Origin of the sequence: Amycolatopsis sp. WAC 01375 (genome assembly GCF_003947325.1) — a bacterium.
Lineage (GTDB): Bacteria > Actinomycetota > Actinomycetes > Mycobacteriales > Pseudonocardiaceae > Amycolatopsis.
The window spans coordinates 35,432-48,617 of record NZ_QHHW01000019.1 but is presented as its reverse complement, the minus strand read 5'-3'; the positions used below and the strand labels follow the sequence as shown (position 1 = coordinate 48,617).

Below are 13,186 nucleotides of genomic sequence, written 5' to 3'. Positions count from 1 at the left end.
TCCTCTCGCACCTTACGTGCCAACCACGTGGCGCGTCGGTCGTGAGAGGACCGGCGAGGCTCAGAAGCCCCAGTCCGCGAGCTTCGGCCATACCGTGTCCCAGGGCCCGTTCCGGCCGGTGGCCAGCCAGATCTTCATGCCCTGACTCACGTTCCGGACCCCGGCCCGGTTGTCGAGCGCGCCGACCTCGCGCACTCGCGTGAAGTACGGCACAAGTCCCGAAGGGTCGTTTCCGACGAACAGGATGTCGCGTGCCGATTCCGGCGGCCTCGGCAGCGTCACGTAGCCGCGGTTCGGACTCGACGGCGACGGAAGCCCGAGCTCCGGTCCATAGTGGTCGATCGCACTGGCCTGCCAGTACCTCGCCGCGATGATGCCCGTATGGGGTGGATCGGGAACGGCCCGGTGCGCCTGTGCCACCGACTCCGTGATCTCCCGCCAGCCGATCTCCTCGTCGGCGAAGATCGGCCGCACCCACTCCGGGGCGGTCGCCATGGCCGACCGCGGGAGGATCGGAAGCGCCTGTGGGATCGCGATCACCGCCGCCACCAGATACACCGGCCAGGTGGCGATCCAGCGCCAGTACTTCGACGCCCGGCCCGCTTCGATCTCCACCGCCGCGGCGGCGAACAGCGGGGCGAACATCCCCGCCGCGTAGTAGTAACGGCCGTTCGCCAGCAGGAACACCGCGAGCACGCCGAGCGTCGTCCACCCCAGGAACCGGTACGGCCGCAGGCGTTCGGATCGCAGCAGCCTCCACAGCCCGTAGCAGACCAGGACCATCCCGATCGGCACGCCCGCGCTCGTCACCAAGGTCGGGACGAACGTGGCCCGCCCGCCCCAGCCTGCCGAGACCTCTCGGGAGATCGCCGCGCCCATCGTCAGCTGTGGCCAGCCGTTGGCCGCCTGCCAGACGAGGGTGGGCGCGATCATCGCGGCGGCGATCAGCGCGCCGAGCCAGAGCGCCGGACGGCGGAGGAGATCGCGGGGACCGAACGCCACCGCGGCGACCAGCACGACGACCCAGAACGCCCCGATGAGGAACTTCGTGTTGAGCGCGAATCCGGTCACGACGCCGCTCCAGATCAGGAGCCCGTCCGCGCGGATCCGTACCCATCGGACGAGCAGCCAGAGCAGCAGCGTCCACAGGAACGGGTCGATCGTGCTGGTCGCCAGGTAGTGCCCGGTGCCGAGCATCTGGAGGGACACCGCGAAGGCCGCCGCCGCGATCATCTGTGCCTTGCGGCCGCCGCCGAGTTCCCTGGCGATCAAGGCGGTGAGCACGACGCCGGCGACCATCGCCAGCATCGCCGGGATCCGCAGGACGAACGGCGAATCGGCGCCGAACGTGTCCATCAGTCGCGCCAGGAGCGGCAACAACGGCGGCTGGTCGGCATACCCCCAGTCCAGATGCCGGCCGGCCGCCAGGAAATACAGTTCGTCGCCGAAGTAGCCGTAGCGACCGGCCGTCGCCGCGAGTACCACCCCCATCGCCCCTGCGATCGCCAGCACCGGTGCCCTCGCGAACGGCGCGACTTCCGCGCGTTCCCGCTCACCGGACCGTTTCCGGAGTCCCTCGGTCTCGATGACCACGGGTATCCGCCCCCTCTCGATCGGTTTCACCCGTGATCGAGAGTTCCGTGTGGGCGGCTTCCCGGGAATCCGTCGGCCGGTCGGGATCCGCTCACCGAAGGGATGAGGCGGAATCAATCGAACGATGGATGACGGCCGGTCAGTGCCGTCGCCAGCCGAGCGCGATGTCCTTTGTGGACAGCCAGCCACGCAGGTCGTGGCCGTGGGTGGCCAGCCCGTCGACCGTCGTGTGACTGACCCCGAGTGCGCGTTCGCCGTCGGCGGGGGAGAGCAGCCCGCCGGTGACCGCGGCGAGGAGTTCGTCGGTGTCGATCACCTGGACGGATTTCTTGTCCCGCAGGACGAGGTCCAGATAGAGATCGGTGGCGACCCAGACGCCGTCCTCACGGCGGACGTCGACGACGTCGAGATAGAAGTCCTGATCGCGTTCGTGGCCGGGGTTGAACCAGAAATCGGTGATCCGGAGGCCGAGTTCCGGCAGCAGCCAGGACTCGATGTAGTGGAACTGCCGTCGCCCCGGGGCAGGCCGCGCCATGTAAAGGCCGAAGGGCTCCTCGCGGTATTCGTCGACGTCCCTCACGACGCCCTTCGGATCGGTGTTGGTCTTCGCGGCCGGGTCGAAGTACTCGACCTTGGGCGGGTGCAGCGAGGTCATGCGCCCATCTTGGAAGGCGCAGACGCCCGCGAACACCGCCCAACCGGGTGGACGATCACGGTTTCGCGGTTCCGGGGGAGTAGCGCCGCACGGCCGGATAAGGTGCGCTGGTTCCGCCATAAGGGTGAGTGGGAGTCAAAGTATGTTCGGGATCATCAGGCCGTGTCGCCACCGGCTTTCCGCAGGTCTGCACGCGGACTGGCTCGCCCACCTGTGCGGCCTTTGCCTGGCGCTGCGCGACGAACACGGACAACTCGCCCGAATGGTGACGAATTACGACGGCTTGATCATCTCGGCGCTCGTCGAAGCCCAGTCGCCGCGTGCGGAGGGACGGCGTGACGCCGGCCCTTGCCCGCTTCGCGCGATGAAGGGGACGTCGGTCGCGAAGGGCGGCGGAGCCCAGCTCGCGGCGGCGGTCTCCCTGGTGCTGGCGTCGGCCAAGATCAGTGACCACGTCGAGGATCGTGACGGTGCCTTCGCGCGGCGTTCCGTCGCTCTCGCCGCGAGGCGGGTCGCGACGCGATGGGCGGATCAGGGGAGCCGCACGGGCATCCGGGTCGGTTTCGACACGGCGGTCCTGACCGAGGCCGTCGACCGGCAGGGCGAGATCGAAAACGCCGTCCGCCTCGGCGATTCGGCCGTCCTCGCCACCGAACCCGCCGAACTGGCGACGGCCGCCGCGTTCGCCCACACCGCCGTGCTGGCGGGCCGTCCGGAGAACGCCGCGCCACTGGCCGAGGCCGGACGCCTGTTCGGCAGGGCCGCGCATCTGCTCGACGCCGTCGAGGACCTCGCCGAGGACGAGGCCGCCGGCGCGTGGAACCCGCTGACGGCCACCGGGACCGGGCTCGCCGAGGCGCGGCGGCTCTGCGACGACGCCGTGCTCGGCGTCGAACTCGCCCTTCGCGAGGTGAGGTTCGATCAGCCCAAGCTGGTGCACGCGCTGCTGGTCCACGAACTGCGGCAGGCGGTGCGACGCGCTTTCGGGCACAACCTCACCGGCCACGGCCACGGTCCGCAGCAGCCGCCGCCGGGCTGGATCGGGCCCGGCCCCCAGCCGCAGCAGCATCCACACCAGCCCTACCCGCCGCAGCAGTACCCGCAGGGCGGCTACCAGCCGCCGCCTCCGCCGCCGGGCGCTCCTGGTGGCGGAGGCCCGCCGCAGGAACCGCCGAAGAAGAAACGGAAGCACGGCGGCGCGCCGACCGACGGTCAGGGCGGTTGCTGCTGGACGCCGAAGTTCCGGGTGCCCGCTCAGCCGAGGGGGTTCTTCTTCGGTTGCGCGGTGGCGACCTACATGTGCTGTTCGTGCCAGTTCTGCTGCCGGGACCCGTTCCCCGGAGCGTGGAGCGGGAAGCCACACGAGGCCTGGTGCAACAACTGTGACGGTTGTGACTGCTGTAACTGCTGTGACTGTTCCTGCTGATCCGACCAGGCGAAACGGAAACTGTCGGACCCAGCGCCTACTCTTGAGGACGTGGCTTTCGCAACCGAACACCCCGTACTCGCCCACTCGGACCACCGGCCTGTCACCGACATCCCCCGGACCGGTGGCCGGTTCGAGGTCGTCAGTGACTACAAGCCCGCCGGTGACCAGCCGGCGGCGATCGACGAGCTCGAACGCCGGGTCAACGCGGGCGAGAAGGACATCGTCCTGCTCGGCGCCACGGGTACCGGCAAATCGGCGACGACGGCCTGGCTGATCGAGCGCGTCCAGCGTCCGACGCTGGTGATGGCGCCGAACAAGACGCTGGCCGCGCAGCTGGCGAACGAGCTGAGGGAGTTGTTCCCGCACAACGCGGTCGAATACTTCGTCAGCTATTACGACTACTACCAGCCCGAGGCGTATATCGCGCAGACGGACACCTACATCGAGAAGGACTCGTCGATCAACGACGACGTCGAGCGGCTGCGGCACTCGGCGACGATGAACCTGTTGTCGCGGCGCGACGTCATCGTGGTGGCGAGTGTCTCGTGCATCTACGGCCTCGGCACGCCCCAGTCGTATCTGGACCGGTCTTCGAAGCTGAAGGTCGGCGAGCAGCTCGACCGGGACGTCTTCCTCCGCGCGCTGGTGGACGTGCAGTACACCCGCAACGACATCGCCTTCGCGCGCGGGACCTTCCGCGCCCGCGGCGACACGGTCGAGATCATCCCGGCGTACGAGGAGCTGGCGATCCGCGTCGAGTTCTTCGGCGACGAGATCGAGAAGCTGTACTACCTGCACCCGCTCACCGGCGACATCGTGAAAGAGGTCGACGAGGTCCGCATCTTCCCGGCCACGCACTACGTCGCGGGTCCGGAGCGGATGGAGAAGGCCATCCACGGCATCGAAGCCGAGCTGGAGCAGCGGCTGGCCGAGCTGGAGAAGCAGGGCAAGCTGCTCGAGGCCCAGCGGCTGCGGATGCGCACCGCGTACGACATCGAGATGATGCGCCAGGTCGGCTTCTGCTCCGGGATCGAGAACTATTCGCGGCATATCGACGGCCGCGGCGCGGGGACCGCGCCCGCCACCTTGATCGACTACTTCCCGGACGACTTCCTGCTGGTCATCGACGAGTCGCACCAGACCGTCCCGCAGATCGGCGGCATGTACGAAGGCGACATGTCGCGGAAGCGGAACCTGGTCGAGTTCGGGTTCCGGCTGCCCAGCGCGGTCGACAACCGGCCGCTGACCTGGGAGGAGTTCAGCGACCGGATCGGGCAGACGGTGTACCTGTCGGCGACGCCGGGGCCGTACGAGATGGGGCAGGCCGGTGGCGAGTTCGTCGAGCAGGTCATCCGGCCCACCGGCCTGATCGACCCGAAGGTGGTCGTGAAGCCCACCGAAGGCCAGATCGACGACCTGGTGCACGAGATCCGCGACCGGGCGGAGAAGGACGAGCGCGTCCTGGTCACCACGCTCACCAAGAAGATGTCCGAGGACCTCACCGACTACCTGCTCGAGCTGGGGATCCGGGTGCGGTACCTGCACTCCGAGGTCGACACGTTGCGCCGGATCGAGCTGCTGCGGCAGCTGCGCGCGGGCGATTACGACGTACTGGTCGGCATCAACCTGCTCCGTGAGGGTCTCGACCTGCCCGAGGTCTCGCTGGTCGCGATCCTCGACGCGGACAAGGAGGGCTTCCTCCGCAGTGGCACGTCGCTGATCCAGACGATCGGCCGCGCGGCGCGAAACGTGTCGGGCGAGGTGCACATGTACGCGGACAAGATCACCGACTCGATGCGGCACGCCATCGACGAGACCGATCGCCGCCGAGCCAAGCAGGTCGCCTACAACGAGGAGCGCGGTGTCGATCCGCAGCCGCTGCGGAAGAAGATCGCCGACATCCTGGACCGCGTCTACAGCGAAGCCGAGGACACGGAATCCGTCGCCGTCGGCGGCTCGGGCCGGAACTCCTCGCGCGGCAAGAAGCCCGAGCAGGGCGATCGCGTGCGCAGCTCCGGGATGCTCGCCGACAAGAACGTCGCCGGGATGCCGCGCGCCGAACTGGCCGACCTCATCCAGCAGATGACCGACCAGATGATGCAGGCCGCGCGCGACCTGCAGTTCGAACTGGCGGCCCGGCTGCGTGACGAGGTCTCCGACCTCAAGAAGGAACTGCGCGGAATGGACGCGGCCGGCATCAAGTAGCCGCACGGCCTCGTGAGTGGCGATTCGGGTTCTAACCCGAATCGCCACTCACGAGACTTGACCGGCTCGGTACCGGAGTTTTCTTGTCCCGCTTGAGGTACATGAAGGACCCCTTCCTTGCGCCTGGCGCAGTGAAGGGGTCCTTCATGTACTGGGGACGGAGGCCTTCACGGACTGAGCCTGGCATCAACCGCAGCCGGAACCACGTAGGTACCTAAGCCACCCTTGGCTCTAACCGCCTTTGCCACTCACGACGGCCGGTCAGAGGCGGCGGCGTTCCAGCATGGTGAGGTCGGCATCGAAGTCCGGGAAGCCGTCAGGCGCCGAACGGGTGGTCACGCCGGGCGAAACCGGAGGCAGCCCGGCCCAGCGCCGTACGGTGTTCGTCGCCTCGGCGGCCTGAGCCGTGGGAAGCTGCGAGATCCGGGCGCCGTGGTTCCCGCCCTGCACCGTGTAGCTGTAGGAGTCCTTCGTGCCGAAGCCGAGCCGGAACGGTTCGGCGCCCCACGGGTCGTTCCCGCCGTAGACGAACATCAGCCGCTTCCCCTGCGACTTCACCCAGAAGTCGATGTCCGGCATCGCCAGGTGGTCGAACCGCGGGATGTCGACGGACTTCGGCACGAACGTCCGCGACACGTTGGCGCCCGGGTAGCGCAGCAGATCCCGGAGATAGCCCTCATAGGACTCGGGGGCGCCGAGCTGGTAGGAAGCCTGGAAGTAGTAGGGGACATAGATTTCGAGGTTCTGGTCGGAGTAGGTGTTGAGACTCTCGACGCGTTCGAACCAGGCGTAGACCTCGGCCGCCGGAGATCCGGCCTTCGGGATCGTCGCGCAGTCCGCCTGCTTCTGGTACTGCCAGAAGGCGAAGTACGAGTCGATCACCGAGATCTCCAGCGACACATCGGCCGAGCCGACGGTCTTGAACGTGTAGCCGTTCTTGGCCGCGTCGGCGGCGGCGAGTGCCGCGAACTCCGAACGCCGCGTCAGCACGTCGCGCTGGATCGCCTTCAGCGCCGAACGGCAGGCCGGATCGTCGCCGACGCCTGCCAGGAACCGGTTGTAGCGATCGTGCGAGTTGATGACGTCGTTGGGCGCGACGTACGGGATCGTCGCGTCGACGTCGTCCGGGAAAAACCTACGGAAGTAGGTCGCCGTCATGCCGCCCTTGCTGCCGCCGGTGGCGAGCCACTTGCCCGGATAGATCCGCTTGAACGCCTCGACGGCGCGGTGCTGGTCGGCGGCGGCCTGCCAGATCGTCAGCTGCTTGCCCCAGTCCGGATGTTCCGGCCGCGAGGGGGTGAAGAAGCGGTATTCCATCGACAGCTGGTTGCCGTCGACGAGCTGTGTCGGCTCCGAGCGGTTGGGCGATTGCGAGACGTTGTACCCGCTCGTGTACACCACGGTGGGCGAGCGGAATTCCTTGTGCAGCAAGGTGAATCGCTGCTGGAAGCTGCCGCGGTCCGGCCTGCGGTGGTCGACCGGCTGGGTGTAGGTGAGTTTGAAGAACCGGTACCCGGTCGGCGCCGGATTCTCCGAGACGACGGTCAGGCCGGGGATCCGGTCCAACGCGTCTCTGACGTCCTCGGGTGCCGCCTGCGCGGCCGGGGTGAGCCCGGCCAGTGCGAGAACGGTGATCGCCAGAACCGACCACGCGGCCGTGAGCTTCCGCATCCATGCCCTCCCCATCGGGACCTGTTGAGCGGTCGGATACTCACAGAGTCGCCGCCGGTGGGCAATCGCCTATCCGGTCGAGCCTGAAGATCAGGCCCGGCCGCCGAGCACCCGGTCCACGTAGGCCTTGATGGCCGCGAGCGCCTCGGGGGAACTCCACAGTTCGAGGACGTGGGCGTCGTCGCCGGTGCGGTGTTCGGCGATCCGCTCGTGGAACGGCCGGTGCAGTTGCGCCTTCGTGTGCGCGTACGCGGCCGCGGGGATCTCGGCGAGCTTCTTGGCCACCTCCACCGCCCGCTCGACGACGTTCTCGGGGGTGGTCACCTCGTTCACCAGGCCGAGCCGGAGCGCGTCTTCGGGAAGGTGGGTTTCGCCGAGGAACGCGAGTTCGGCGAGGACGTCCGCGCCGAACCCGGAGCGCAGGATCTCCAGCGCCGCCAACGGGAACGGCACACCGACGAGCAGTTCGGTGATCCCGACCCGGCTCGGACCGTCGGCGAGGATCCGGCGGTCGCAGGCGGCGGCGAGTACCGCCCCGCCGGCGATCGCGTGGCCGTTGACGGCCGCGACCACCGGGCCGGGGAAGCCGAACACCGAGAGGAACGCGTCCGACAGCGCGGGCAGGAAGTCTTCGAGGTAGCCCGCGCCGCCGTCGTGCACTCGCCGCAGGTCGACCCCCGCCGAGAAGATGCCGCCGGTACCGGTCAAGACGACACCGCGATATCCGCCGAGCTGGACGTCTTCGAGCCGGACGGTCAGTTCCTGGCAGAACTCGGTGTCGAGGGTGTTCGCCTTGCCGTGCCGCAGGGTGACGACGGCGATCCCGCCTTCGTCGTCCACTTGGATCGAGGAGGTGGCCATGGGCCGACCGTACCGGAGCAGGAGGAGACCTACAGTGGACCCGTTCTCAGTCCGCGAGGCGGACGGTGATCGTCGGGCTGTAGGACCGCTTGCGGTTCCAGCCGGTCTCGGCGCCGATGCTCAGCTGGATGGCCCGGTCGGCGGGCGCCCAGTAGCCGGTGCGGACGAAGTACGCGTCCATCGCGCAGAGCCTGCTGCTGGACTTGCGGTTGCAGATGGTCTCCCAGCCCCACTGCCTGCCGCTCTCCTCGACGCCGTTGCGGCGCACGAACAGATGCGGGTTGCCGATGTCGCGGCAGTAGGCGCTGCCCTCGGAGATGTAGAGGACGCCGTCGATCTTGTAGAACCGCTTGTTGTCGAGGAGTGTCACCTGACCCGAGACGGCGAAGCCGACCCGGCCACCCTTGCCGGAGCTCATCGTCCAATCAAGAGAGAATTCCTGGACCGGGATCTCGATCGACTGGGTCATGGCGTGAGTCCCCGCTTTCTTCTCGCGTCGGCACCTTTCACTGAAGATAAGGATTTCCCGGAGGTCTCCGAAGATGAAAGCGAGGTTTTCACCCAATGAGTCGATGATCGGAAAATCGATGTTCTCATGCGCATGAAACACCGGTTACCGGCGCTAATGGGTGAAGGTCGCCACGGCCAGTGAAAACCGGGGCCCACCTGGGAAGAGGTTTTCGTCTTCCCGGTGGACCCCGGTGCTTTTCCGGTGCGAAAACGCTCTCAGCTGGTGATGTCCTTGGTCGCGAACCGGCGACCGGCCAGTAGGAAGAACACCGTGCCGTACAACGCCGCCGACAACATGCCGTTGGCCATGTTCGTCCAGTCGATGTCGGTGGAGATCAGGTCCATCCACGAGAACGCGAAATGCGTCGGCAGATAGTCCCGCAGCCCTTCGAGGGCGGTGATCTGGTCGAGGATCTGCGAGACGATCGCGACGATCACCGCGCCGCCGACGGCACCCAGCGGGGCGTCGGTGGCGACCGAGAGGAGCATCGCCAGCCCGGCCACCCATGCCAGCTGCAGGATGATGTAGATCGTCGCCAGCCCCATGGCCACGAGGCTGTCGCCGAACGACACCGCGTCGCCGGTCGGGCTGATCGCGTCGCCCGCGCCGTACCAGACGACGCCGACCACCAGCGACACCAGCGGCAACAGGATCAGCGCGACCGCGGAGAGGATGCCGGAGACGATCGCCTTCTGCCGTAGCACCCGATGCCGGGGGACCGGCATCGCGAGCAGGTACTTCAGGCTCGACCACGACGCCTCGCTCGCGATCGTGTCGCCGTAGAACAACGCCACGATCATCGGGAGCAGGAACGTCCCGGAGACGAACAGCGCGAGCACCACGAAGTTCGGCGCGCTCGCGGTGGCTAGGTCGACGAAGCCGCCGCTGCGGCGGTTCGGGTTGGCCTGCCCGATCTCGAACGCGATCACCAGGATGAACGGCAGCAACGCGACGAACCCGAGCATGAACTGGGTCCGGCGGCGTTTGAGCTGACGTTTCAGTTCGACGCCGAGCCGCAGCGTCCGATCGGCGCGGTAACCCGCCACCGCCCCGTCCGGGCCGACCTCGGTCGGTTCGTGCGACGCGACCTCGGTCAGCTCCAGCAGTGCCGCCGGATCGGTGTGCACGCCGTGATCCACCCGGGTCGCCGGGCCGGAACCATTGGTCTTACTCACCCTTCGAGTCCTCTCCGACCAGCTGCAGGAACGCGTCTTCCAGACGGCGCCGCGGCCCGGCCTGCTCGACCGCGACCCCGGCCCGCACCAGGGCGGCGACCGCCTCGGCGCGCGCGAGACCGTCGAGATCCGCGTGGACGAGTTCGCCGTCGACGTCGACGCCGGAAACACCGCCGACGTTCCGCAGCGCTTCGGCCGCTTCGGCGGGCTTGTCGACGCGGAACGTCGCTTCACCGCTGGACGCGGCCAGTTCGCCGACCTCACCCGAGGCGACCAGCATGCCGCGGTGCATCACGACCACGTGCGTACAGGTCTGCTCGACCTCGGCCAGCAGGTGGCTCGAGACCACCACGGTGCGTCCGGTCGCCGCATAGCGCTGGAGCACCTCGCGCATCTGGTGGATCTGTGGCGGGTCGAGTCCGTTGGTCGGTTCGTCGAGCACCATGAGCTCCGGCAGGCCGAGCATCGCCTGCGCGATCGCGAGCCGCTGCCGCATGCCCTGGCTGTAGGTGCGGACCCGCCGGTTCACCGCGTCGCCGAGCCCGGCGATCTCCAGTGCCTCCGCGAAGTGCGCCTTCTCCCTCGGCCTGCCCGTGCTCGCCCAGTACAGCTCCAGGTTCTCCTTGCCGGACAGATGCGGCAAGAAACCCGAACCCTCCACAAAGGACCCGATCCGGGACAGCACCGGCGCGCCGGGCGCGATCAGGTGGCCGAAGACGCGGATGGTGCCAGCGGTCGGCGTGATGAGGCCCATCAGCATGCGCAGGGTCGTCGTCTTGCCCGCGCCGTTCGGCCCGAGCAGGCCGAGCACCTGACCGGGTTCGACGCGGAAGGACAGATCCTTCACCGCGACGAAACCGCCCGCGTAGGCCTTGTGGAGACCTTCGATCACCAGCGGCGTCTTCGCCAGGCTCTCGTCGACGTCGTGGGCACGGCGGCGGCGGAACGCGGCGATCACCGTGATCACGATGCCCGCGAGCAGCGTTCCGGCGATCCCGAGCAGCTGCGCGATGGGCGCGCCCGCGCCGACCGAGTTGCCGGGGACGACCGGGACGCCGAGCTGCCCGCCGTCCGCCAGTTCGATACGGAATACCGCGGGCTCGACCGGTGTCGAGAACGCCTGGTCCGTCGTGCCGACGACCAGCCGGAGCGTATGCCCGGCCTCCAGTGGCCGCACGATGCCAGGCAGGGTCACCGTCACCTCGACCGGACCGCCGTCGGCGGGCAGCCCGGAAACGCGGAAGGGTGCGACGGCGTTGGCCGGAAGCGTGCGGACACCTTCCGAGTTGACGTCGTAGAGCTTCGCGAACAGGACGGCTTCCTTCTGCGGTGCCGCGGCGGACGGATCCGCGGAGACCCGCAGCCGGACCGTGGACGAACCGGCCACGATCGTCTGCGCGTCGAGCGGCGGCGTCGCGAACTGCGCGGCCTGCCCCGGCGGGTCCAGACTGAACAGCCCGGACAGCCGGGACGAACCGGCCACCGCCCCGTTCAGTCCGGGGATCCCGCTGACCGCCGCGGGATTCCCGCCGGCGGGCCGGACGACCGGCTGGGCCGGGCCCGCCAACGTGAACGGCCGCCGTTCGGTGGCGTCCCCGGTGGCTCCCGGGTACGCCGGGGCAGTGACGGTCCGGACCGAAGGGGCGCCGTTGGCCCGCAGCGTCCCCTGGATGTCGTAGCTGAACCCGGTGCCGGGATCGGTGCCCTGGCCGGTGAGCGAAAACTTGAGGAAGTCGGCGATCTGCGCCCGCAGCTTCTGTCCCGGTTTCCCGCCGTCGTGGCCGCCGGTGTACCAGATCGTGCGGACCTTGCCGCCCGCCGCGCTGATCTGCCGGGCGGTCGCGTCGGACTGGTCCAACCCGAACAAGGTGTCGCTTTCGCCCTGCACCAGCAGGGTCGGCACGGTGATCTTGTCCGTCACGGACGCGGGGGAGACGCGGCGGAGCAGGTCGACGGTCTTCTGGCTCGCTTTGCCGGTGGTGGCGAGCTCGGTGTAGGCCTGGCAGACGTCGGCGGTGAACCGTCCACAAGGGTCGGCGGGGCCGGACGGCGGCCGCTGTCCGTTCGGGCCGCCGAGCGGCAGGGGCTGCGCCGCCGCGCCCGTGCCCTGTGCCGCGCCGGATTCACTCGTCTCGTCACCGGCTTCCGGGGCGTCGTTCGCGGGGGAGCCGCTCTGCGCCGCGCCGGAACCGGCGGAGAAGAAGATGCCCGCCCACGACCTCTTGAAGACGCCGTCGGCAGTGAACGCGCCGGCGGCCGGGGTGGTGGCGGCCGACGGCGAGGCCGAGGCGGCGTTCGGGAAGAGTCCCTGCGCGAGATCGTTGTAGGTGATCACCGGCGCGATCGCGTCGACCCGCTTGTCGGTCCCGGCGAGCAGCAGCGAAAGCGCGCCGCCGTACGAAGCGCCGGAAACGGCCACCTTCGGGTCGCCGTTCTCGCTGAGGACCTCGGGCCGCGCGGCCAGGCTGTCGATCAGCTTCCTGGCGTCGGCGACTTCACGGTCGGGGTCGTTCAGCGCGATCTTCCCGGTGCTGCGGCCGAAACCGCGCGCGGACCAGGCGAGCACGACGAAGCCCTTCTCGGCGAGTTCGCGGGCCTCGGTGGCGACACTGTTCTTGTCACCGCCGAAACCGTGGGCGAGCAGGACGGCGGGAGCGGGTGTCCGCTCGGGGAGGTACGTGGTCGTGTCGATCTTGACGACTTCGGACGAACCCGGGGTTTCGGGCAGGTCGAGGGTCGCTTCCTGGGTTTTGACCGCGGACGGGGCGGGTTCGCTGTTCGTCCACACGACGGCCGCGGCGGCCAGGACCACCACGACCGCGGCGAGCGCGATGAGCTTCGCGCCTCGCGTACGAGGGAGCGGGATTCGGGGCACGGAATGACCGTATTTCACCGAACCTGAGAGTCGCTTCCCCGGCACACACGGACCACACAAGCGTGACGTTAGGTCGTCATCAGAACGGGTATCCGACGTGGGAGAAGAGGCGGGTGTGACGGGAGTTACGCCATCTTCTTGGTGACAAGGGCAACCTTAACTGGCGTCATGCGTACAGACAGGTCAAACTGGACCAGCTGTGAGGGGAGTA

General features: G+C 68.5%; 9 protein-coding genes. 2 read left to right on the top strand and 7 right to left on the bottom strand.

The genetic code is table 11. From position 1 onward, the window contains the following. Positions 1–60: 60 nt before the first annotated feature. Together DL991_RS09770 and DL991_RS09765 are read right to left on the bottom strand one after the other, a co-directional pair. Complete coding sequence (locus tag DL991_RS09770; protein WP_125783193.1) at positions 61–1,593, bottom strand: glycosyltransferase family 39 protein; 1,533 nt, start codon at positions 1,591–1,593, stop codon at positions 61–63. A gap of 139 nt (positions 1,594–1,732) precedes the next feature. Beyond that, the gene (locus tag DL991_RS09765) at positions 1,733–2,248 is read right to left on the bottom strand and encodes a DUF402 domain-containing protein (protein WP_125783191.1); all 516 of its coding nucleotides are present in this window, start codon (positions 2,246–2,248) and stop codon (positions 1,733–1,735) included. A gap of 142 nt (positions 2,249–2,390) precedes the next feature. On the opposite strand from DL991_RS09765, the gene DL991_RS09760 reads away from it, so the two are divergent. Together DL991_RS09760 and uvrB are read left to right on the top strand one after the other, a co-directional pair. After that, on the top strand, positions 2,391–3,674 hold the full coding sequence (locus tag DL991_RS09760) for a DUF5685 family protein (RefSeq protein ID WP_125783188.1): 1,284 nt from the start codon (positions 2,391–2,393) through the stop codon (positions 3,672–3,674). A 51-nt stretch (positions 3,675–3,725) separates the two neighbouring features. Continuing rightward, the gene (gene uvrB / locus DL991_RS09755; RefSeq protein WP_125783186.1) at positions 3,726–5,882 is read left to right on the top strand and encodes an excinuclease ABC subunit UvrB; all 2,157 of its coding nucleotides are present in this window, start codon (positions 3,726–3,728) and stop codon (positions 5,880–5,882) included. Positions 5,883–6,143: 261 nt separating this feature from the next. Here the strand turns inward: uvrB and DL991_RS09750 are convergent, their stop codons facing one another. The 5 genes from DL991_RS09750 to DL991_RS09730 form a co-directional block, all read right to left on the bottom strand. Then, a complete protein-coding gene (locus DL991_RS09750) occupies positions 6,144–7,553 on the bottom strand; it encodes a S28 family serine protease (protein WP_125783184.1) in 1,410 nt (469 codons plus the stop codon). Between the two features lie 90 nt (positions 7,554–7,643). Next, positions 7,644–8,414 (bottom strand): enoyl-CoA hydratase/isomerase family protein, encoded by a 771-nt coding sequence (locus DL991_RS09745; RefSeq protein ID WP_125783182.1) that lies wholly within the window; start codon positions 8,412–8,414, stop codon positions 7,644–7,646. Between the two features lie 46 nt (positions 8,415–8,460). Beyond that, complete coding sequence (locus tag DL991_RS09740; protein ID WP_125783180.1) at positions 8,461–8,883, bottom strand: hypothetical protein; 423 nt, start codon at positions 8,881–8,883, stop codon at positions 8,461–8,463. 257 nt (positions 8,884–9,140) lie between these two features. After that, positions 9,141–10,100 (bottom strand): ABC transporter permease, encoded by a 960-nt coding sequence (locus tag DL991_RS09735; RefSeq protein WP_199746595.1) that lies wholly within the window; start codon positions 10,098–10,100, stop codon positions 9,141–9,143. Beyond that, positions 10,093–12,993 carry an alpha/beta fold hydrolase gene (locus DL991_RS09730; protein ID WP_199753892.1) on the bottom strand — a complete coding sequence of 967 codons (2,901 nt, stop codon included), beginning with the start codon at positions 12,991–12,993 and terminating at the stop codon, positions 10,093–10,095. The genes DL991_RS09735 and DL991_RS09730 overlap by 8 nt, the downstream gene beginning before the upstream one ends. Positions 12,994–13,186 lie beyond the last annotated feature (193 nt).